The sequence below is a fragment of the Paenibacillus sp. G34 genome (assembly GCF_056856875.1).
Genome location: NZ_CM166469.1, coordinates 3409623 through 3432640, shown reverse-complemented (window position 1 = coordinate 3432640; position 23018 = coordinate 3409623). Strand labels below are relative to the sequence as shown.

Annotated in this window: 20 protein-coding genes and 2 pseudogenes; 4 read left to right on the top strand and 18 right to left on the bottom strand. The window is 39.0% G+C overall.

Annotated features, from left to right (window positions below; all coding sequences use genetic code 11):
- The first annotated feature begins 429 nt into the window (after positions 1 to 429).
- A pseudogene (locus AC1VYS_RS15470) lies at positions 430 to 858 on the top strand (GNAT family N-acetyltransferase).
- A pseudogene (locus AC1VYS_RS15465) lies at positions 855 to 1454 on the top strand (YczE/YyaS/YitT family protein). Before AC1VYS_RS15470 ends, AC1VYS_RS15465 begins: the two co-directional pseudogenes overlap by 4 nt.
- A 580-nt stretch (positions 1455 to 2034) precedes the next feature.
- Here AC1VYS_RS15465 and AC1VYS_RS15460 read toward each other — a convergent pair.
- From AC1VYS_RS15460 to paiA, 11 genes are all read right to left on the bottom strand, one after another.
- Positions 2035 to 2334, bottom strand: coding sequence for a hypothetical protein (locus tag AC1VYS_RS15460; protein WP_482910442.1), 300 nt, complete (start codon positions 2332 to 2334; stop codon positions 2035 to 2037).
- On the bottom strand, positions 2334 to 2885 hold the full coding sequence (locus tag AC1VYS_RS15455) for a hypothetical protein (protein WP_482910441.1): 552 nt from the start codon (positions 2883 to 2885) through the stop codon (positions 2334 to 2336). Before AC1VYS_RS15455 ends, AC1VYS_RS15460 begins: the two co-directional genes overlap by 1 nt.
- Positions 2882 to 6034: an ATP-binding protein gene (locus tag AC1VYS_RS15450; RefSeq protein WP_482910440.1), complete on the bottom strand. Its 3153-nt coding sequence runs from the start codon at positions 6032 to 6034 to the stop codon at positions 2882 to 2884. The genes AC1VYS_RS15455 and AC1VYS_RS15450 overlap by 4 nt, the downstream gene beginning before the upstream one ends.
- Before the next feature lie 178 nt (positions 6035 to 6212).
- Positions 6213 to 6692, bottom strand: coding sequence for a hypothetical protein (locus tag AC1VYS_RS15445; RefSeq protein WP_482910439.1), 480 nt, complete (start codon positions 6690 to 6692; stop codon positions 6213 to 6215).
- 16 nt (positions 6693 to 6708) lie between these two features.
- Complete coding sequence (locus AC1VYS_RS15440) at positions 6709 to 8949, bottom strand: dynamin family protein (protein WP_482910438.1); 2241 nt, start codon at positions 8947 to 8949, stop codon at positions 6709 to 6711.
- Positions 8946 to 10241, bottom strand: a complete 1296-nt coding sequence (locus tag AC1VYS_RS15435; RefSeq protein ID WP_482910437.1) for a dynamin family protein — start codon at positions 10239 to 10241, stop codon at positions 8946 to 8948. Before AC1VYS_RS15435 ends, AC1VYS_RS15440 begins: the two co-directional genes overlap by 4 nt.
- Positions 10242 to 10284: 43 nt before the next feature.
- Positions 10285 to 11289: a helix-turn-helix transcriptional regulator gene (locus AC1VYS_RS15430; protein WP_482910436.1), complete on the bottom strand. Its 1005-nt coding sequence runs from the start codon at positions 11287 to 11289 to the stop codon at positions 10285 to 10287.
- A gap of 977 nt (positions 11290 to 12266) precedes the next feature.
- Positions 12267 to 12674 (bottom strand): SDR family NAD(P)-dependent oxidoreductase, encoded by a 408-nt coding sequence (locus AC1VYS_RS15425; RefSeq protein ID WP_482910435.1) that lies wholly within the window; start codon positions 12672 to 12674, stop codon positions 12267 to 12269.
- A 4-nt stretch (positions 12675 to 12678) separates the two neighbouring features.
- On the bottom strand, positions 12679 to 13011 hold the full coding sequence (locus AC1VYS_RS15420) for a hypothetical protein (RefSeq protein ID WP_482910434.1): 333 nt from the start codon (positions 13009 to 13011) through the stop codon (positions 12679 to 12681).
- A gap of 460 nt (positions 13012 to 13471) precedes the next feature.
- Positions 13472 to 14344: a hypothetical protein gene (locus AC1VYS_RS15415; RefSeq protein ID WP_482910433.1), complete on the bottom strand. Its 873-nt coding sequence runs from the start codon at positions 14342 to 14344 to the stop codon at positions 13472 to 13474.
- Between the two features lie 251 nt (positions 14345 to 14595).
- A complete protein-coding gene (gene paiA / locus AC1VYS_RS15410; protein ID WP_482910432.1) occupies positions 14596 to 15114 on the bottom strand; it encodes a spermidine/spermine N(1)-acetyltransferase in 519 nt (172 codons plus the stop codon).
- A gap of 70 nt (positions 15115 to 15184) precedes the next feature.
- Here paiA and AC1VYS_RS15405 point away from each other — a divergent pair, with 70 nt between their 5' ends.
- Complete coding sequence (locus AC1VYS_RS15405; protein ID WP_482915011.1) at positions 15185 to 15463, top strand: DUF6198 family protein; 279 nt, start codon at positions 15185 to 15187, stop codon at positions 15461 to 15463.
- A gap of 136 nt (positions 15464 to 15599) precedes the next feature.
- Here AC1VYS_RS15405 and AC1VYS_RS15400 read toward each other — a convergent pair whose 3' ends face one another.
- A complete protein-coding gene (locus AC1VYS_RS15400; protein WP_482910431.1) occupies positions 15600 to 16487 on the bottom strand; it encodes a LysR family transcriptional regulator in 888 nt (295 codons plus the stop codon).
- Between the two features lie 146 nt (positions 16488 to 16633).
- Here AC1VYS_RS15400 and AC1VYS_RS15395 point away from each other — a divergent pair, with 146 nt between their 5' ends.
- Positions 16634 to 17998 (top strand): MFS transporter, encoded by a 1365-nt coding sequence (locus tag AC1VYS_RS15395; RefSeq protein WP_482915010.1) that lies wholly within the window; start codon positions 16634 to 16636, stop codon positions 17996 to 17998.
- Between the two features lie 490 nt (positions 17999 to 18488).
- Here AC1VYS_RS15395 and AC1VYS_RS15390 read toward each other — a convergent pair whose 3' ends face one another.
- From AC1VYS_RS15390 to AC1VYS_RS15365, 6 genes are all read right to left on the bottom strand, one after another.
- A complete protein-coding gene (locus tag AC1VYS_RS15390; RefSeq protein ID WP_482934379.1) occupies positions 18489 to 18638 on the bottom strand; it encodes a hypothetical protein in 150 nt (49 codons plus the stop codon).
- 107 nt (positions 18639 to 18745) lie between these two features.
- Positions 18746 to 18889: a hypothetical protein gene (locus tag AC1VYS_RS15385; RefSeq protein WP_482934378.1), complete on the bottom strand. Its 144-nt coding sequence runs from the start codon at positions 18887 to 18889 to the stop codon at positions 18746 to 18748.
- A 53-nt stretch (positions 18890 to 18942) separates the two neighbouring features.
- Positions 18943 to 19746, bottom strand: a complete 804-nt coding sequence (locus AC1VYS_RS15380; RefSeq protein WP_482915009.1) for a carbohydrate ABC transporter permease — start codon at positions 19744 to 19746, stop codon at positions 18943 to 18945.
- A gap of 46 nt (positions 19747 to 19792) precedes the next feature.
- Positions 19793 to 20689 carry a carbohydrate ABC transporter permease gene (locus AC1VYS_RS15375; protein WP_482910429.1) on the bottom strand — a complete coding sequence of 299 codons (897 nt, stop codon included), beginning with the start codon at positions 20687 to 20689 and terminating at the stop codon, positions 19793 to 19795.
- Positions 20690 to 20773: 84 nt separating this feature from the next.
- Complete coding sequence (locus AC1VYS_RS15370) at positions 20774 to 22111, bottom strand: ABC transporter substrate-binding protein (protein ID WP_482910428.1); 1338 nt, start codon at positions 22109 to 22111, stop codon at positions 20774 to 20776.
- A 526-nt stretch (positions 22112 to 22637) separates the two neighbouring features.
- Complete coding sequence (locus AC1VYS_RS15365; RefSeq protein WP_482915008.1) at positions 22638 to 23003, bottom strand: nitrite reductase (NAD(P)H) small subunit; 366 nt, start codon at positions 23001 to 23003, stop codon at positions 22638 to 22640.
- Positions 23004 to 23018 lie beyond the last annotated feature (15 nt).

Genomic DNA, 23018 nt, shown 5'->3' with positions numbered 1-23018 from the left:
TAGAGGCAAACAAAAAAGAGATGCACTTTTAAAGTTACTTAAAAGGCATCTCATATCATATCAATGAAATTAAATATACTATGCCTTATAATAAATAACTTATACGGCATCTCTTGAATGCCACCATTTACAAAATTCCAGATGCCAATATGACAACACCATAAAAAAATGTAAACACTACTGGTGAAAATTATTAAGACATGGCAAAATAATCTTCTCTAATAAAAATAATATAACTGATTTTATTTGAAAAATCAACAACTATTTCCATTTCGTTTCTAAGTGATTTAATTTATTGTTCGTGATCAAGTGGTTAACTTAATCGCTTAGAATCGAAGCGTAACAAAGGGAAACACAATGTTTTTGTCCGTTTCGGTAATCGGTGCAAGTTGTTGTCTCTCGACAATTCTCACTTGCAGATAAAAGGTAATGAAGTCAAAAAGGATAGACTCCATGGAGGAGCTGAACATAGCTTTTCAAATAAGAGGAGAAGTTTGTGAAGGAACAAGGTGTGCCGCTGGAAGATGAATTTGACTCACTAGATGGACAGTGTGAGCACATCTTAGTCTATTTCAATGAACAACTGCTGGAACTGGCAGAATTATTATTCGAGATGGAATAGGTAAGTTAGATCGAATAAGTATTTTAATACCATATCGTAGTTATGGACTCGGGAAATTAATTGTTTCAACACTTGAGGAAATCGCAAAAAATAAGGGATTATTCAAAGTTAAATTACATGGACAGACACATGCAGAGGGATTTTATCACAAGCTGGGCTATCAAACTTGCTCCGATATATTTATCGAAGATGGAATTCCGCATTACTTAATAGTAAAAGACTTATCAGAAAAATGATACAGCTATCTAGTGTAAATCAATTTATAATTTATGTACTAGATATCTTAATCCTAACTCTCGGCATTGCGTTAACTATACAATCAGATCTTGGAATATCCCCATTTGATGCTCTTTTAGTCGGGTTGTCCTTAAACGTTGGTTTAACAGTAGGGGCAGGAGATTATTATTGCTCTAATCATCATTTGCTTTAATTCGTTGTTACAAAAACAGAAAGCTGAATTCTTAGGCTTAGTAACTGCGCTTATAACCGGCATTTGTATTGATTTCTCGCTGTTTTTTTACAGACTTGGGTGGAACCTGATCTATTGTTTTTCAAATCTTTATGTTTCGACTGCAGTTTAGTAGTTGCAGGATTAGGAACGGCCATGTATCTACAGACCAATTTTGCACTCATTCCTGTCGATCGGTTAACACTCATACTAAAAAAATAACTAGAACTAATCTATTTTTTGAGAACAATGATTAACGTTGTACTCCTGTTCATGGCATTCATTTTTAACGGACCTATAGGTATAGGAACTGTACTGGCTGTCTGCTTCATCGGGGCAATTCTAAATGTTTTTTATGCCACGTATTGGAATGATGACAGATAAATTAAGGTCAGTTGAACCAGGAAGCTACGATGTGAATGGAAAGCATTCCGCTTAGAATACATCGTGTATATAAGACTTTAGTCTTTATAAGTTGTATCTACTCATTATTTAGGTCTCTGTCTAATCGGAAATGGGAACAAGTTCGTGTCCATTTCGGCAATCGGTACAAGTTCTTGTCCCTCAACGGCTAGTTTTATTACGAAATTTCACTTTTGTAATGCTTAGCAGCCCGTGTTTACCCTCAGAAACTCAGTTGCTTCATCGTGAGGTGACAATTGTATAATGTGTATTTGTGCCAATAAAGCCTTACCTGAATTTACTTTTTACTTAGATATACACCTAATCGGCAATAGGACGGTGTTCTTGTCCATTTCGGTAATCGGTAGAAGTTCTTGTCCTTGGCTCGGGACAAGAACTTCTACCGATAAAACAAAAAAGCCGCTAAAATAGCGACTTTAATGGGACCATATTCTTGTCCCTCGACACAATTTCAATGTATTTATATTATATTATTTGTACGCTCAACCTACGTTGAGCGTATTCGGAAACACAGTAATACCTCGTTATACAGACTCTTTGATTATTTTCTAACTGATCTCAACCCGCGGTCAAGTATTTCTAATGAGATTTGGGATGGAGTTATTGCTTTCGTCCAGTTAGTATAATATGAGTCTAATAAATCTTTACCTTCTTCAGTAACCATCTCTGAAGTTAGTGAGAATTCCTGGTCGACCCCCAGTTCGAAAATTTCCATCCCGTCTTCAGAGAGTAATTTCTGTTTATAAAGCCAGTCCATGATCGCTCGAAGATGTTCTAAACCAGTCGGCAAATCACTTTCTAAATGCCACGAAGCTTTATCATAAACTACTATATTTCCCATTATTCTCGCCTCCACACTTCTGTTTTAACTTCATCTTTATATCTATTCAATTCATGCGTCTCAGGATGTCTAATCCATTCACCGCCTTGTTCACGAATACGATCTTCTTTCGCTAATTGGGCGTCTTTTGGGGCTGTTTCTGAGGTAACTTCAATCGATTGTACGACTTCCCCATCTTTTAGAACAACAAAATCTACTCTACGAGCTTCCCCAGTCTCTAAATCCTTCACAATCCGCCCGTCACTGTCTCTCAAATATTGTTCAGCAAGCACTTGATAACCTTCTTCAACTGGATACTGATGAGAAAGTTCTTCTGAAACAGCTGCTTCACGCTGGTCACCCTGTTCACGGTTAATATCGATTTGAGTTTTCTCACGAACGTCTTGAGGTTCAGATTGTACTTCTTGGATTTGTTTATATATAGGGCGGTCAGCTTGTTCGAAGTTGGTCACTTTTTCATTATTTATTTCTCTAGAAAATTCAGGAACATCTAATGTTACCTTCCCAACCTCAGATGAGAATTCTGAAACTACCTTTGCAAATTCAATCATCCGATATTTGCCCTCCCTACCTGTTCCTCTACCCAGTGAAAATACAATGCCTCAAATTGTGTATTTTCATTCGCCATGTCGTGCAGTATACTCTGGATAATTGCTTGTTCATACTCAATCCCCACTGAAGTAGCTGTTTTACGTAATGCAGAAGTAAAGCGCTGCTCCCATTCTGTCAACTGTCCACTGCCGGCAGCATATCGAATAAATTTCTTACCATTCAGCAAGTTATTAATCAAACGAGACAACTTTGAAAAATTGTCCTGATCCCATAATTCTACGTAGTCTTTAAGTATCTCTCCATCGATCTGTTTTAAAATATATTGTCGATCTTCTTCTTGAATTCTATCCGATCCATGTACAAGTTTTTTAAGTTCTTCCAGATCACTTTTCTCAAACACTTTCCGTTGAGATTGTGGTACTCGTTCTGAAAGCATCCACTGAAGCAAGATGGATATGTTTCCTGATTCTCTCGGGTTCAAGTTGGGCTTATGCTCCAAGGGTGAAAAATCTTTAAAACCATGGATATGGCAAAGTACCGGCTCTAACCAGTTGTTTTGATATATCACCGCGACCCCCGTTTTTAATTTAGGGAGTTCCATCATTTGATTTTCATTCAAACTGGCTGCACGACCGATATCAAATCTGTCATTACCTTCCGAGAGGCGTAGAATTATCTTTGTATTCGTATTCCTTATAACGGAGACATCTAGAAGCGAAGGTGATTGATCAGCAATGATGAAGCCTTCTCCGTAGGTTCGCATCTCAGATATCGCATTAGCAAGCATTTCAACAGCTTTCCCCTGAAGGTTACTGCCTTCTGCACTTTGTTCAAAAGAAGTCCTACGAAGCAGATGGTGAGCTTCTTCAAGCACAGTTACATGTTGAAGCGTTGCATTAGCACCTTTTGCACTCACGAGTCGATGCTCTTGCAGTCGGATAAACAAAATACCCATTAATAAGGACTTCGTTTCCATTGAACCGATTCGACTGAGGTCAATAATGCAGTTTTCATTGAACAGGATGCGGTTGTCTATCTCATCTTCACCGACCAGTCTACCGATAAGACCGTTTGTAAGAGATTTTATACGTGTTACAAGCGCGCCTACATAGTTACTTTTAAGTTCTTCTGAAAACCCAGATTCCGAAATAACTATCGGGAGTATTCGTAGCAGATCACTAAAAGTTGGATAGCGTTTCATTTCTTCATATGATTCAGATATATCAAGATCCCATCCAGTGTGTTCATAGGACCGTTCAATAGCATCCTTTAATATTGCTGGCATTGCTGCATACATTGGCCAGCAAGCATTAAAGATTTCTACTAAACGATCAATATGTTCAAGGACATGAATACCTTCTGGAAAACGAAAGGGATTAATACGAAGAAGTTCGGTATAGCTCGGATTCGTGCCAAAAACCTTAACTCGCCGTCTTCCACCAAAGACACTTTTGTATTCCCCTTTTGCTGGTTCAATAACAAGGAAAGGGATATTTTTCTTATATAATTCATCCAAAATGGTGTAAACTGTATTTGATTTCCCGGACCCTGTGGATCCCGTTACAAACGTATGCATAGTCAAACTGTTTAAATCAAGCTGTACGGTCTCATTTTCTTTACGTCCCATGTGGAAAATATCACCGATATTGATCCTTTCATTGGATCGGTCATCATATGTCATTACACTGCGTCCGAATTCTGCAGTCTCTACAACGGTTAACCCATTCAATGATTTACGAGGTAGACCCATTTGTACAGCCAGCTCTCTACCACTGATCAGCGAGCCCGCTGAAACATGTGGTACGTCCAGATTGCTATTTTCGCTAAGGTCAAATAGAGGATGGCTAAGCTTTTGAAGGTACTGACTGACTGTATTCAGTTGTTCAGGGTGTTCATTATCCCACATGTGAATATAAGAAGTTTCTATCGCTGAGTTATCACCACGCATAATAGCTTTAAATGTACTAGCTGCAACTTGTGAAGTCTGAACATCGGGCGAGATAAAATAAGCAGAGCAATTCCACAATCCAAAATCTTCAGATGACTGCAAACGTTCTAACTGGGCATCAATTGATTTTAAAAGTTGTGTTACTTTTTTGTTTTCAAACGATATTTGTAACGAACGAGAATTTCCAGTTTGTAACATGTTCGATGAGCCTTCTTGCCTCGAGTGAGTTTCAGCTCGTCCATTGGTATTGGATTCACCAGTACTACTTGAAGAACTAAAAGATTTGGAACTACTTTCCGATTCGCTTGTTCCTCTAGATACCCCTCCCGTTAATAGGACAATTGATGAACCAAAGTTGGAGCTCTTGGATGTGGAAGAAGATCGACTTTCAGTTTCACTAGTACTTTGAGTATGGCTTTGTGTCTGTGTTACACTTTGGCTTACAGCTTCGGAAAAGCCCTGCGTAACTGTGTCAGTCACCGCCTGACTTTCATTTGCTGCAAAGTTAAGATCGCATGCAGCAAATGGCATAAGTTGAGCATATAACGTCTCATAGCCGTTCTTGATGTGTTCGATTTGCGATTGAGAAACTGAATCAGCGATAAGAATGGCGGAAAAAGTTTCACCTTTCATGGTCTCCATGAATTTTTCCATCCCTTGAACAAAACGTTCATTTTCTCGTTCTCTCAAAGATGGGATTCCCGATACAGCGGAGATTACACGTTCACTCCCGGTTACTCCGGAAGTAAACAGATTCTGAATTAGGCCCTCAATCGCATGATTATTCAAGTTTGCAATTTCGCTCCCTGGAAAATGACTTTGAAAACTTTTCTCTAAAGCACCTTTGGCCACTTGTATGTTCCCCATAGTTCGTGTACCTAGGTAAAGATTGGTTTTTTTACCATCAGAATCCATTATCATTATTAAAGAGTCAGCTGTATTCCCTAGCGCATTATAAACGCTAGATAATTTGTCTATAACATTCTCATATCGATCGAACGTCAGTTTGTTCATTTTTAGAAGACGAATGTGGTTTCTAGTTGCTATCTCTTTAATTCGATCAGGAACAGGTACAACCTTGGCGTCACTGAGTTTATCGAGATATTTTTTATACACAAAATCTTCTGAAAGTTTAATAGAGCGCTCCAAATCTTCAAAGTCGCGTCCATCTAGCTCAGTCAACTCACTAGGATTACTCATTATGATCACGCTCCCGATTGTTAAAGACCTTGGTTAGAGTTTTTGTTACGTTGTTCTAGGTAAGCTGCAGTACTGCTATTAGAGTTTGTTTTATTTCTATCAAAATTTGAGATCGAAACATAAGGTCTTGATGGTTTAATTATTTTCTGTTTCAATTCTTTTAGTTTGTTCTTTAAGCTCATTTTGCCACTTTTGCTATTAGCAATGCTAATATTGCTAGTCCCCCGATTCCCGCTGCTATCAGCCATATTTTGTTCGACTTTCCCCCAACAAATTCAGTAGGTGTTTGTGAATGAGACGAAACGGGAACCGCAGATGGCTGCGATCTCATTTCTCTAGCTGCTCCTCTTTGCGGACGAACGACCTTGCCCACTTCAATAATAAATTCAAAACGTTCCCTCGAGAAATTACTACGCAGGTCGCTTTTGAGTAACCCGAGGTAGTCGGTAGTCCATGACGCTCGATCACCTATCAAATTTTCCCCATCATGTTGTTCCCATAAATTGTTTAAATTCATTTCTGCATAGTTCGCTGCATCCATCACTTCGTTACCTGAATTATTTGGATTCTTAGATAGATAGGTGCTTAAAGCTACCCTTGCTTTATCGACATGACCCTCTCTTAATGCATCTGCTAATGGACCTTGATATATCCGCAATTGAATCGCTCCTCTTTTATAACTCTAGTAATTGATCTAAACGTCTAACAAATTGTGCTAGCCACATTTTCTTTTCTTGGTCTTCTTCTAGTTTTTGATCTATGCTTTCTCCACTTTCGGCTAGTTTTTTTATCTCTGCCACTTTAAGCTCAAGAACGGACTCCAGTCGATCCACTTCTTCGTAGAAAAATTGCTTTAATTTTTCTTCCTCTTCTTTAAGGTACTGATGTGCATGCTCTATCGCTTTAAAAAGTTCCATTTTGGCTGGGTAAACAACCTGATTAGCAATATCATCGATATTCACGTAGTGTACTGTCTTATATTTTGGTTTAGCTAATTTCAAAAAGCGAAATATCTTTCTTAAAACTCCACCGGATGTAGTATCTTCAACTTCCTCATCGTACTTAAATTTGTTGACAATATCTTGTGCATTAGGAATGATAGCAGTGAATATTTGCAGTTCGTTATTCACCATAGTATTTCCACTGTCTTCAATAAGTCCTTCTACATAATAACGGTATTCAGCCAACATTTCGTTCGCATCATTCCGAATTGTCGATAGAATAATTTGCTCAATATCAGTTTTTATATCACTCTGCAAGGAAGAGATCTGTCCACTAAATTTCTCGACAATTATCCTTGCACGATCTTCCTCGACCCGCTCCTCATTAATAAAGACGCTACAAAAATCGTCTATTTTAGTCTCAATCTTACCTTCGATAGGACGAATTATTTTTCGATGATCATATTCCTTCTGTTCAAGGCGGTCTTTAAGCAATGTTGCCTTTTGACCATTGTTTAAGGCTTCTTCAATCCGAATCATTTGTTCATAAATGCTCTGACGTAACTCTTCATTAGCAGCCATCGAAGACTGGAGCTGTTGTTCCATTTTCTTACCTTCAACAACATCCTTAAAGGAATTTACAGCTGTGGCGATTTTCTGAGTGACAGCATATTTGTCCAAATACATGTTGATAGATTCTTCTATGGAAGGAATACCGGAATGTATTAATGCTTCTTCAAATGAGTCCTCATCTTGTCTAGCGATGTTTATGCGATCTTGCAGTCGTTCCTTAGCAGAATGGCTAAGCGGTGCATACTTAACAAGATGTAGCTGAGACTCTTCGATAAAGTGTTCGTGATCTCGTAATGTCCTTTGTTGCTTACGACTAAGTGGAACATCCGCTTGATACATACGAATCAGTTTTCCCATCTCAGCAGAAACAGGGTAAATATTTGGATTCTCTATCCCTTTTTCCTGAAGATATTCACGAACATGATTTAACGTTTCTGGCACATTTTCAATCTCTGGATCAAACTCGTCTATTTTGTTTACTGCGAAAATAAATCGGTCCTTTGATTGCTTCCCTCCTGATCGCATCTGCTCTGCAACTGTCGATAACAGGTGACTATCGTCGGTTGTACTAAGTGCAGTTGAATTTAGAACGTAAAGAACCATTGGCTTCGTTTCTTCATTTTTAATTACACGATTGGTATGATCTTCGTGAGCTCTTGTCCGGGAATTGTTTGGTCCGGGGGTATCCAGTAACACTAGGTTCATATTTTTGTCGGAAATATGAGGAATTTGTCCTTCGATTTTAATCTCTGCAACCTCAGGGTTATCGTTATATTCCCGCATGGTATTTAAATCAATTTCGCGGACAGAGGTCAGCTCTTTTCCCTCCAAGTCGTAGCAGCTTCCTGTGAATTGTCGTAAAGCATGATTGTTACGAATACTTGCGATCGTTGCAGTGCACGCAGCATGTTTAGATGGCATGAGTTCTTGCCCTAATAAAGCATTGATTAAAGTCGATTTGCCAGAGCTCATCGTAGCAATGACTGCGATTTCAAAATCTGAACTGAGTGCTTTCTCGAAGTTACGACGAATGGTTTCCGTTTTAAACTCCTCGAAGGGACCATGCAACATATCTTCTGCAAGCTGACGAAGTTCACTAATCTTGTCCACTGTTTCCCTTGCCGGATGATGAGTTAGATGAATCTCTACTTTTTTAGCGTTGTTATAACGATCGCATAGCTCAGAAAGATCTTCAAAATCTAAGAGTGTGCCATGAAAAGTGATATCAAGGCGGTTCTCATTTAATTCTTCAGTTAATTTATCGATAAGCTCATGCAACCATACCTGTAGTCGTTCTCTTTTGTATTTGTATAACTGACTTATGATGGGTAGTGGCTCACCATCAATAGTGATATCTGTTTCAATGGTATAAGGGTTATATTTCAGTTGTATAGAGATCAATTAATCTTCACCTTTTTTCGTTTAGTATGTTGAGCAATCCAGTGTTCAATAAGAAGAATTCCCGTACGCTCAAGCGCAGAGTTAAGTTTGGAATTAGACGTCATATATTTTGCTACTAGGCTATTCTTTGGACGCTTGGCTGATATTCCAATAGCATGCTTCGTTAGATCATTTTCTTGCAGGTCAAACCAATCCGTATAAAAGGCAAGATCTCTCTCCTCTTTTCTTGATAGCTTGGTTCCTAGCAATGAGGCTTTAATTAGTAAAGCAGCTCGAGCTGAAGTAGGAATTACGATAGGTCTCTCTACTCCATTCTCTTTGAGAAAAGCGATGGCCAATTTCATATGAGTTGCGGTTGTCTCACCTGTCTCGGGATCAAGTTGATCCGCCTTGTTAAGAACAAATAAGACCGGATTGTCTTTAGTACTTCTAATAACCTTTTTTAAGAGTGTGGCTTCATCATTTGTTGCTAGGAGCGAAGCATTAAGAACTACAATGACAGCTTTAAATTGACCTTCACGCATAAAGTCCTCAGTAATTAGTGCATGTGTGACATCTCGTGCATAATTAACCCCGGGCGTATCAACGAGTCGGAACGGTTTCTCTGCTAAGGAAAAATTATGATTCATTTTACCTTGAATTGTTATTGAAGATACTGAAGGATCTTCATTCCAATGCTGAACTTGGTTTGAAATGAATTCCCACGAACTTAGGGTCTTATGGTTCGTCTGACTACTACTAATAATCCAATTTAAATGAGGTTCATTTTGTAATGTTACTATTTTTGCAGTACAAGCACGGTTCGCAGATGGGAACACTCTTTTACCGATGATTGCATTTAAAAGAGTTGATTTACCAGCACTCATCGTGGCAAATACCGCTACACTAGGATACAGGTTCGAGTTTGGTAGAGCTGCAATTTTCCGGATGGAATTGTACTGAAGATTGTTAAAGCCCATTTTCCTTCCCAGTGTAACAAAATACGAACTATGAACCATTGAACTAGTAAATTGCTGAATCAAAAGTAACAAATCTAACAAAAGTAGATCATGGTAACCGTTACTCTCAATTTGTTTCAAGTGTTCGAGAGAGTCACGATGTGTCTTCGTCTCGGGAGCTTCAAGTAAGAAAGCATCGCAGTATGCCTTGTAAACATAGGAACAAACCTCTTCTTGGCAGCCTAGTTTTTGAAGAGAATCTGCTAGAACTGTGATATAAGCTTGTTTGATTGATGCCTTAGTTTGTGATATAGGATGCGTGTCTAAGTATTTCTTCGTTATTTGTATAGTCAACTGACCAACTCCATAATGAAATTATAACGATCACATTCAAAATTTATTTCGTATGTAATCCGTAAATGTTGCTCAATGCTCTGATTGACTCTTGCATCTCCTGTCTCAGATCTTCTGGCGCAAGCACTTCGACGAATTCAGCTTGGCTCATTAACCACATCTTAATGCCTTTACCAAACACTTTTGCTTCAACAAGATAAGAGTCCTCGGATTGTTCCTTAATGAGAGCATTAGGAAACCGATCTCTAACAGCTTCAATAGAAGAACCCCAAAACCGGAATCTTACATGCATCAACCTACCCATTTGCATAAACTGAACTTGTTTACGAAACTCTCCTTCTTGAAAGCGTGCGTGTTCCTCAATACGGAAGTGTTTGTTTTCAACTCTATATTTTTCTATACGATCCAGTCGATATATAGCTGGATACTCTTTATTTCCCCCGCTAATATTAGCGATTAGATAAAAGTAGAACTCAGAAAAAAGAATTCCTAAAGGTTCCAATGTTCTGGTCACTGGCTCAACGGATCCAATTCGCATGTAATCTATCGTTAACAACCTTTTTTGTGTTATTGCATTGTTTATTTCTCCGAGTAACTTAGAAAGCTGTTTGTTGTGGGTCAACGGTTGATAAAGGAAAATTTCATTACGTATAGCATCTAAAATTGGCTTTTGTTCATCAACTTTACATTGACTGATCACCTTTTCAATTAATTGCTCCATTTCTGCTTTCGGAAAAGCTCGACTTTCTAATAGAATTTTTGTAAGAAGCATGGCTTCTTCACGCGTTAACTGATTATTTATTTGACTTATTAGCGAGTAACCCTTTCTACTTTTGTACTCAATTCTTGCCTGTTCACCATTAGTTTCAGATAAAAAATCCCTCAATATCTCTAAGTCTCTTTGTACTGCTTTTTCACTAACATTGAATATCTCAGCAACTTCCTGTTTTTTGATAAAAGTGTTATCTAATAAATGTTGATATAGTTTTAATATACGTATAGCCTGTTTTTCACCCTTATCTTTTTTCTCATCTTCAACGAAGTCCATATTTCTCTCCTAAGTTTGCTTATTCATTTTTTCAGTTATTATGTTTATTTCTTTTATATAGGTATTTGGTCCTTTGTTAATTATACGCCTAAATTCCTAATTTTTCTTCCCTAAAATTACCTTTAAAATAGTTTTGTGGGATTATATCACCATTAGTTTTAATTTTTACATTTAATCACTTTAAGATCTTAGAGGGTAAGCCAAGTTGTTTAAGTATTGATTGTATATTGGATAGTACTTTTTTTGTTCATCATAAGATCCATTTGGTTTTATTTGATGATAATATAGTAACATTTAAACTTGGACTTTATATGTCCAGAACAAATGTTCCGATATAAAACAATAAATTGTTTCAATTGAATTTCATTACTATAAGGTATAACCTACCATGAGAAGCAATTACATACTTAGGGGGAGTATATTAAAGATGAAGAACAAATTAAAAGGTTTAGTTATGGGTATCCTGATTGGTTCAACCATTACTGGCGCAGCTTTAAAGTTGAATATAATCATTTGAGTATGGGTCTGCTTGTGGGGTTCATTAACTAACACAAAAAATATAAATCATCGCCTATAGTTAGAATTAAGGTAACGCTAACCAGTCTGTTAGTTTAATGAAACAGATTCAATATTCTACTCGACATTTACACATAATGGAACAGAGTTTATGCCCACAGAGAACAACTTGAGCCTTATCTTACCAAAGTAGCGTTTAGTATTGGTAACATTTGGCTAATAATCTAATCTGCAATGACACGATTATCTTGTCCTCAGCTTGGGACAAGAACTTGTACCGATATAATAAAAAAGCCGCTAAAATAGCGACTTCAATGGAAACATGTTCTTGTCCCTCGACAAAACTGAACTCCCATAGTCTGTCTACAGCTGTATTAGGGATCCCTAAGAAATCAAGTCCTTCAACGCCACTAATGCTGCCGGTAACAAACACACCGCCTAGAAGCGCCACCCTTTTGTTTTTAGAATTTAATTCCCGTCATTTCCTCTGAACGTTGCCATAATTCTCTGGCAATGGTTTCATCATAGGATAGCTTGTTCGATGAATGTGCAACGGGATACCTTCTCATATTCATCAATTTGGATGGTCCAAAAAAATCTCCGGGTTTAGCCTCTTCATCAAAAGCAGCTCGAAGGGTAGGTAAAACCCCCATATGCACACGCTGTGCAAAAAACCTATTCATTCCGCTCATAAAAGCCGAGTTTCTCTGTAAGTCTGTAGCTGTCCAACCCGGATGTGCAGCCGTAATTCTAGGATGATCCCCTTCTCTTTTGAGCCTTCTTGCAAGTTCATACGTGAAGTAAAGATTCGCTATTTTACTATCACCGTAAGCTTTCTGTGTATCATATTTTCTCGCTTCCCAGTTCAAATCTTCAAAATCGAGTTTTCCCCATCGTATGGCCTAAACTGGATAGCACGACAATTCTTGATCCTTCTGTCTTTTTCAAGAGCGGCATAAGTAAGCCAGTTAACGCAAAGTGACCTAAATGATTGTAGCTCTGATCGATTGCAGCTCCGGTGGAGTTGTCAGCATTCTCATTGATGTGTATCCAGTCCAGCTTCTTCTCGTAGCTCACAAGGGTCTCGCCTTCTATCCCGCCTGCTCCTTTATTTGCCTTAACCTGTAGCCATGCTTCATGAAGTTTTCGTTCAAACAAGATCTGTCCGTAAATACTGTGCCATTTTAGCTTCAATGCTTGATTCAAGTCTAGCTCTCACCTTTCATCGTGCCATTCCGTTAGTTCTTACCGCAGTATCATGACGGTTGTTCGGCACCACATTCAAGGGGTTCAGCCAAGATTTTACCGAAAATATACGATAAGAACGTTAAGATGCATAGAAAGCGGATTTTTCTACTCTAAGCAAATTACCGCTAAGCATCATTAGCGGTCATCACGAGGTTGAAAGCTGGGTTGTTACGTCCGCTAAAGTAGTCGAGAATGGTTCGAGAACGTGTCCGCTAATGCTAAGCGTATAAAACAACAAAATGTTATCCCTTCCCTAATAAGGAGAAACAGGCGAGATTATGGTAGCATAGCAGGGAGTACGACTGAGAGCGGTGATTTTGAGTTGTGTGGAGAGGAGTAAGGTAGTATGAAACGAACATAAGAGCAGGTCCGAAAACTGCCGGACCTGCTTTCTAAGGGGGGAATCCCCGTTATCAAATTAGTTATAAACGTTTCCAGCGCCTGTTACGAGGTACGAATTATCATTGTTGGATATTCTCATAAGAAGTTTTGTATCAGTAGGAATGCCGTACCATTGCTTTTCGTACCATGTTCCGGACTTCCTGTATGCACCTGTAAACTTAACTGTTGCATCTGGTGATAAAGCGCTAGAGCTGAAAGTGGTTTTCTTTCTAAGTTGATAGTCAATATCAATCCAATTGCCGTGACCGCCATCAGGTTCTTGATACCCTTTTATTGTTGGAGCGGAGTTAGTATTAGTCCATACATCGGTATAAATACTATTAACATATGAGAAAGAGAATGAATAATAATCAACACTTCCCGATAAAGCTTGAATCTGAGCTGAATTATTTTTGGATGCAGCATTGCTGAAGTAATCTTTATAAAAATCAGCAGATTCAAAGGTTAAACTTGCAAGGTCTGTTGAACGTGCACTCAAATTTTGTGTTTCTTCAAGATCCTGCCCAACTATGACTTTCCATTTCCCATTTAGGTTTAGTACAGGTACTTCCATTTGAGTTTCTTCCATACCTTCGGTCTCGGCTAGCACGGTTGCTTTATAAAGGTCAGTTTCTACCTTTTCAAGGGCAGTTGTTTCAAACTTATAAACTTCCTCGTCCAGACTCGTCAAATTTCTTTTGAATTGTTCTTCGTTGGGCCAACTAAGATCAAATGAATATTGAACCATACTGTCCACATCATTTTTCTTTGCAGCTGCCTCATACCTCTCTAGTACTGAACGTACAGAAGCTTCTTCTTTTCCTGCCGCATTAACTGTTAGAGAGCTGCCTAATGTGACCATACATAGTGCAGCAGTAAGTACTCCTAATATTCTCTTTCTAAATTTCATAAAAATCCCTCCAATTTTAATTTTTGGAACTCAATGAATCATATCTTAGCATATCATACCGATTTATGATACTTTTTTTGGAAAAGAAGTAAAAAAGCCTAAAGTTATGGGTCCAATAATGACCTATCCCTTTAGACTTCAATTAAGATTAAACGCTCAAAACCGGCGATTAGTAGGTAAATCAAGAAAATTTTTTTTGTAGAACTCAGCAGGTTTAATAGTTGGACTTGTGGGAACTATTCTAATCTTTCTTAAATTAAGTCTTTCAGCATGACCAAATCCGTCTGTTCTTCATCACCCATGGAGAAAGTATGTGCTCCAGTTTGCACGAATCCCATTTTTTTATAGAATTCGATAGCATTTTTGTTTTTTTCCCATACGCCAAGCCAGATTTTTGTTTTAAGTTCTTCTCTCGCAATTTTAATAGCTTCGTTCAACATGTATTTTCCAAGACCATGTTTTTGAAATTGGCGTTGTACATAAATTCTTTCGATCTCAAGAGAATCATTTCCCATATCTTCGGATTGAGCATCATCCAAGTTTATTTTCATATAACCTGCAAGCTCCCCCTCAAATTCTACAAAAATGAACTTTGACAAGTCGTTAGTCAATTCCTGCTTTAACTGCAGAAGATTAAAAGCCTTCTCCAAATAGGCTTTCATATTCTCAGGGGTATTTTGATCTCTAAAAGTATCATTGAATGTCTGAATACTCAATCCTTGGAGTTTTTGTATATCTTCAAGATTAGCCTGTATGATTTGTATTGTCATGTAATTACACTCCTAATTAATTAAAGGTTATCATTGTTTTTTTGTTGTAAATGCAACATATTAGAGATATATTGATGTTAGCTTAACTTTATTGAATATGCAACATAAAATTCGCTGTATTGGGGTACAAACTTATGTATTCGGCCTAGTTGTTATCGGGCTAGGCACTTCAATGTATTTACACACGAACTTTGCTCCAATTCCTGTCGGCCGTTTAACGTTGATAATTCGAGATTTGATGAAAATGAAACTTTCTTTCGCAAGGACGCTTGTATACCTTGCTTTTTTGTTGGTTGCCTTAGTCTTCAGTGGCCCCATTGGAGTTGGAACAATATTAACTGCCTGCTAAAATAGCGACTTCAATGGGAATATGTGCTTGTCTCTCGACAGCATACTAGTAGCCTGACAGCAAAATCTGTTCAGGCTTTTCACCTGCTTTTATTCATTAACTTTTCCCGATTTGAGAAGATATTAGTTGTCGATAATTAAATTGTCTGTTTGTATAACGTCCCGAAATATTCTACAACTACCTTACGGAATTCGAGAGCAGCCCGCGAAATGTACCGGCTCCTGTGCCATAACAAAGCGATCTCCCTTACCAACTCGTGGTTCTCTACTTTGAGATATTTGATATGTTCACAAGAATATCTTGCCGTACTTGGTATAAAGGCTATGCCTATTCCCGCTTCTACAAGAGAATTTAGCCTTGCGGGTTCATCACCTTCATATACATAAGTAGGTATAAATCCAACCGATTTGCATATAGAATCCACCAGATCACGAGTACCGTAGCCTCTTTTTACACCAACAAAACATTCATCACTTAGCTCAGTCAATGATATACTGTTTCGGTCAGCAAGCCGATGCCCTTTGGGAACAGCTACAAGAATCGGGTCGATGAACATGATTTGGCATTCAATGTCTTCCCCCCTTACAGGAGGTGAGGACAAGCAAAAATCAACCTCTCCTCTATGAAGAAGCGTAACCATTTCCTGCGTGGTGAGCATCTGCACATGAAATTGGATATCGGGTCGCTTGTTCCGAAACTCCCGAAGGATCTGAGGCAATGTGCTTGCGGTGGTCACTGCCAATTCGAGTATGTCATGTTCTGGGCTGGATAAATCACGAATCTCCTGCTTCCCCTGTTCCAATTCAAACAACGCTCTTTCTGCACGGCAATAGAATCTCTTTCCAAACTCATTCAATCGCAGGTTCCTCCCTATTCGATCGAATAACGGGACTCCCAAATCTTCTTCCAAACGCCCAATTGTTTTGCTTAGTGATGATTGAGTGACATGCAGACTTCGTGCCGCTTCGGTCATATGCTCCACACGAGCTACTTCGAGAAAATATTTCAGTTGAAGAAGTTCCATACTACACCCTCCATTCATTCCTTTGAGTCAATGAAATCATAACATAAAATGCATTGGAATAAATAAATGATTTCAAGTACGATGATGACACTAACATACAGATCGGGGGGATTGAAGTGAGTTTTCGCAATCGCAATAAGTGGTTGATGATCTCCGTTGGACTAGGAATTCTATTGAACCCCTTAAATTCTTCAATGGTTTCAGTTGCAATTCCAAGGCTGCAAAATGAGTTCCAACTCGATTTTACCGTGGTATCTTGGATTATTTTTTCTTTCTACATTGCGAGCGCTATCGCTCAACCTATCATGGGAAAAGCTAGCGATTTATTCGGTCGGAGGAGGATATTTCTTACGGGACTTGTTGTATCCTTCATTGCATCATTATTAGCTCCACTATCCCCAAACTTTGGGTGGCTCATCGTGTTCCGCATTGTGCAATCCATCGGAACAAGCATGATGGTTGCGGTTGGAATGGCCATTGTGCGAATTCATATTACGGAAAAACAAGCGACTGCACTGTCATATTTGAGCATATTCCTATCCGGAGCAGCAGCGATCGGTCCCTTTATTGGCGGAGTCATCATTCACTGGTGGGGCTGGCCTGCTATCTTTTTGATTAATATTCCGTTCGTAATGACAAGTTTTTTATTAGCTTGGAGGCATATTCCTAAAGATATTCCGTCTACGACATCCGTTGCTCGAAACATGTCCTTTCGTAAATGGTCTGATCTGATTGATGCGCCAGGAGTTCTCCTATTCACCGTGGGTCTGGTTGCTCTGCTCGTTGGATTATTGTCCACAAAAACGTCTGGTCAAATTACATTAAGCAACGTTATTGTGGGGCTGATTGGCTTCGTTGCACTGGGAGCTTTCGTGCGAAATGAGTTAAAAGCGAAGGCACCCTTTATTCCTTTACGCACATTCGTTAAATATCCTGCAATGACTTGGGTCAATGTCGAATTTTTGATCGTTAACTTGCTTTTTTATTCTCTCTTTTTTGGGCTTCCGTCCTACTTGCAAATTGTTCGTCATGTCAGCGAGTTCCATACAGGGATGCTCATGCTAAGCTTAGGCTTGTGCTCACTCGTTACTTCTCCAATGGCAGGACGATGGATCGATAAATCAGGTCCCGGGCCAGCATTGCTGATGTCCGGAATACTTATGACATTTGGGTCCGTGTGGATTGTAACACTTGATCAGACTTCACCAGTTATCAGTGTGTGTCTGGCTTTAGCTGCATTCGGTGTTAGCAACGGGTTGAACAGTGTCGCTATGCAATCTGCCTTATTCAAAAGTTCACCAAAAGAAATGATAGGTGTAGCATCTGGAATATTTAATACCTCAAGATACCTGGGAACCATTCTCTCTTCTATACTGATTAGCACTGTAATGGGAGATAACTTCAGCTTCGAAGGATTTCGAGTGGTTGGGATGATCCTTACATTAATTGCTTTGTCTTTGGTATTTATAAATTGGCGGCGCAAGGAGACAGGGCAGTCTCATGGGTTCTAGTTATCTGACATATGAAAATAATCCTCACTGAACTGTGGGACTATTCTTCTTTATCAAAGCTCCTCCGTACGTGATCTTTGTTTTTGTGATCAATCTTAAGACGTACATCTAATCGTTAATCGGACTATGTTCTTGTTCATTCCGGCAATCGGTACAAGTTCTTGTCCTTGGACATTCAACGTGTGACTGAACCTCGTCCTCTTCTTTCCATATTTCTTTGAGCTCTTTTATGTATAAAGTATTTAATATCAGCATTAGCCTAAGCATTTCGTAAACAACATTTTTATAATTTAACGTTATCTCTTTCCTCTTTAAGCAAGGTTAGTCCCACTCAACTCTTCGACTTATTTGTTAAACTATCCTGCCCTTATGATGCGGTTAGAGCGAAATCGAAGGCACACAGAGGTGCCTTCGATGTTCTTATTGTCTCTCTTTGGCAAGTTGGATAAACGAACTCAAATCTATCAACCAACCTTGTTGAAACACTCGTTCATGGTAAAGAACGTGCAAGTGCTTCAACATAGCTGCGGAAATCGGATCTGCCATCAGCCGTCCACAAAAGCGCTGTCACAAGTGTATGGCGATTCGGATCGTACAACGGATCTCCTATGATGTTCTTGTACGTTCTTGCGTGAAACACAAATAGCGTCTCTGCGTCTTCCTCTCTGACACCATGAAGGAATTATGACCTGGACCATATATTGAGATGCTCTCATCTGTCGAGAGAACCGCTGTTAGCGACTTGCGTCATGAGGTGGCATCGAGGGCAAAGCTTTCCCATTCGGTACGAACCTGCCCTCTTTCCATCCAACTGCCTTGGAGCGAATTGACATTTTCATTCTCTAGCACGTACATCCGATGGTCGAACAAGTCTTCATTCGTATCCGTCATGTGACGCTCGTTCTTGGAATTCCATCTTATCACTTGTTTCATCATAATATATACTACCCTTTGACAGCGCCTGCAGTCATACCGTCTATGAAATATTTCTGAAAAGCAATGAATAGTATGAAAATTGGGATGATGGAAAAGAAGGAGCCCACGATCAATAGGTCATAGTTATTGCCATAAGGAGTTAACAACGTTTTCAAACCGATTGGAAGTGTATATTTACTCTGATCTCCGAGCACCATGAATGGCCACAATAGATTATTCCAGCTATTCATCCCATTCAAAATGGCCATTGCTGCAAAGGATGGCTTCATAATCGGCATAATTAGTCTAAAATAAATCGCATACTCGTTTGCGCCATCAACCCGCCCAGATTGAATAATCTCTTTGGGTATGCTTCGTAGATATTGCCTGAAGAAAAATATGGTCGCGGCATTGGCTATACCGGGCAGAATGATTGCCGAATAGCTATTCACCATTCCCAAATCATTAATTAGGCTGTACAAAGGAACCAGCAGTATTTCGAAAGGCACCATCATAATGAGCAAAACACATATAAAGAGGAAGTTCTTACCTTTAAATTGATATGCTGCAAAACCATATGCAACAAATGCGCTTACAAAAAGTGTTAAAACCACTTGAACGATGGTTAAAATCGTACTGTTCCAAAACCACACAAAATAATCATGTTCTCCAGTAAACAAAAAGAGGAAATTATCAAAACTCATGATTTCAAAATCCAAACGTAGGTTAAGACCATATCTAACTAAGGATTCACCTGGCTTGAAGGAAGATAGGGCCACTGCGTAGAATGGGATCATAATTATAACGAATAGTATAATGAATAAACAAATCATTACTATTCTAGAGATGAAATCACTCCTCGTCTGACTTTTGCCCACTTTAATCCTCCTCCTTTTTGAACATTCCACTAAATTTCAACTGTGTTAAATTGATAACCATAGCAATGACTAACAGAATGATACCAACCGCAGCTGCGTAACCCAGCTTATTCTGCTCAATCCCTTGTCTATACAGATATCCAACAATGGTTAAGCCAATATTTTGGGGTGATTTGTTACCGTTGAACATCATCAGGCTCTCAGTAAACATGGCTAAACCTGCATAAACACTAATTGTGGTAACATATACCGTGGTCGGCTTCAATAATGGCATTGTGATCATTCTGAACTTCTGCCAAGCAGATGCACCGTCAATTGAAGCAGCCTCATAATATTCATTGTCAATGCTTTTCAAACCAGATAGATAGTAAAGCATATTAACGCCTGTCCATCTCCAACATGCGAGGATTAACAGTGCTGCCATACTCCAATTTCCGTCTTTCAAAAATTTAATAGGCTCTACACCAAATAGACCTAGGAAACTGTTCATTAATGAACCTTCCATCTCACCGAATGTAAGGCGGAAAATAGTACCCGCAACTGCGACAGATGTCAATGCAGGGAGAAAGAAGGAAGATTTAAAAAACTCTCTTCCCATCATTAGCTTACTATTGATCATAACGGCGAATAACATGGGAAAAGGAATCAACAGCACTAAAGTTCCTAACATGTACACAACGCTATTTCTAATAGATATCAAAAACACTTTATCCGTAAGTAATTTCGAATAATTTGCTTCACCAATCCATTTAGGATCCTGTCCCAACATCCGATCTTGAAAGCTCATTACGAATGAATTTATAAGCGGAAAAAACCAGAATATCAAAAATATAAGTATGAATGGCAATACAAAAACATAAGGTGCAACTTTTTGAGAGTATACAAATCTCTTTATCATATTCTCAATCTCCCTTGACTATGGTTAAACCTGCCGACCACTATACCTGCCGACAGGTTTAGTCAGATCATTTACTTCGTATATTTATTTCAATTCTTGTTCAATTGCTGCTTGTGCTTCATCCAACGCTTCCTTCACGTCTTGGCCATCTTCAAAGATCGCATTCAAAGTAACCGTATTGAATATATTGCCGATGGTTGGTGAAGCTTTAACGGACTTAATCGCTCTAATTTCGTCTTTGATTTCATTCAACGTATCAAATGCATTTGTTTTAAAGTATTGGACGTACTCATTATCAGGGTTTTTCGTAACTGCATCATCTTTCCATACTTCCATGTTGATTGGGTCAAATCCAAGTGTATTCCAAATTTCAGTAGTAGCTTCTTTCGAAAGCTTAGCAAAGGCTACAAATTCTTTTGCCAACTGAACGTCTTTACCATTCTTAGTAACAACTGTGCCAGTACCGCCTAAGCCAACGGAACGAGGGTTACCTTCTTCGAATACAGGCAATGGAGCTATTGCATACTTCCCTTTAAGATCTTTCATTTCGTTTACAAAGCGGGACATGTACCACTCAGGCATTAATGCACTTGCGTAGTTGCCTTTGTTATATTCGCCTTTTGCTTCTTCTGTGTCGGGTTGTCCGCCAGGGATCGTATGAATAACATTGTTCTTCTGCAGATCGACTAACATTTCAAACGCTTTAATCATTTCAGGCGAGTTCACTTTTGGATTACCATTTTCATCTGTAAAATCAGCATTTTGCTGAGCTAGTAGCAACGATGCTTGGAACGAAGCTGACGTATCAGCAGTACCTAAATACTTGCCAGTCTTTTCGTAAACCTGGATACCTGCTTGTTTGTAATCTTCCCACGTTTTGATGGTCTTGTAGTCAACCCCTGCTTGTTCGAGAATTTCAGTGTTGTAGAAAGCAAGCGTCGCACCGACGTGATAATCAAAGCCATAAACCTGATCGGCTTTGGAGTAAATCTCGACACGTGAAGGAACAACAGTGTCTTTGTATGGTGTAAATACATCATTCAAAGATTCCAGGGGAACGTTGTCACCTTCCAAGAATTTCGGGAATTTACCTAGCTCAATATCCGCGATATCAGGAGCACCTTTTCCGCTTGTAACTGCCAGTAAGAGCTTGTTATGCATATCATCGTAAGGCATAACCGTTACATTCAACTTAATCTGTTTGTCTGGGTTCTGCTCGTTCCATAACCCCAGCATTTTATCCAAATGCTTGCCGTGCAAATCTACGAATGTCCAAAATGATAATTCTGTTGCATTCTCACCGGCATTAGCGCCTAATTGCTTTGTTTCCGTTTTTGAACCAGAAGAATTACCACATGCAGTAAAAACAAGTGACATAATAAGGAGTGTAATGATGGAGATTAAAGCACTGCGTTTTTTCATTTGTTCGTCATCCTCTCTTTTTTGTTATGCATTTGAAAAGTCGGCTGACTAGTTAGTTTTGTTAATTCAAACTGTAAGCGCTTAACGTGCCGTATTATAATATATAGGAACCAGGCTTTATATGACCAATTGATTATAAAATCATAAAGTTTATGGGGAGATGCTACTCTTTGAAAAAGCTGGCGCTCTACAAACAAATTCAAGAAAATGTTATCCAAGAGTCATCAGCAATTATCTAATCCGAAATGAAACAATGTTCTTGTCCCTCTGACAAATCATGACTGACCAAGAACTTGTTGGTACTGATAAAATAAAAAAAAGCCGCTAAAAATAGCGACTTTAATGTGATTATGTTCTTGTCCCTCGACATGATATGAGTGATGTCTTTACAGCCCACATATTCGAACCTTTTAATCTAGATATTGTGTTCTCAGCTTTTAATCTGTCTTACTCCACTTCGCTGACTTTCATAATAATTCGCAATCTCCACAATTAAAGCACCCATTCGTTCTTGTTCTGAAGGTCTTTACTCATGGAAAGTCTCTCCCACATTCTTCAGTAATCCAACTCGTACCTCTTCTACGTGAACCTGAACCGGATAAGTCCGAACCTGTCCCGTATCAGGATCAAGCACCTGACCATCCGTCAACGAAATCTTCCAGTCACAGATTGGGTCGAACAGGACATCCCCGGATATAATTCCTTCTGCAATCGTGCCTCCGCGCGGACCAGGGCTTTTATTCTCAAGGGCATAGATCTGTCCGTCCGTTGTCTTAAATATCGCAATCTCTTCATTACCTAAGCGCACTACTCGTCCCAGTCTCTCTGTGAAATCATCTACATTGCCAATAAGATAATACGTGTATTCATCTTTATTCAATATTGGTTCCATCATGCAGCCCCTTCC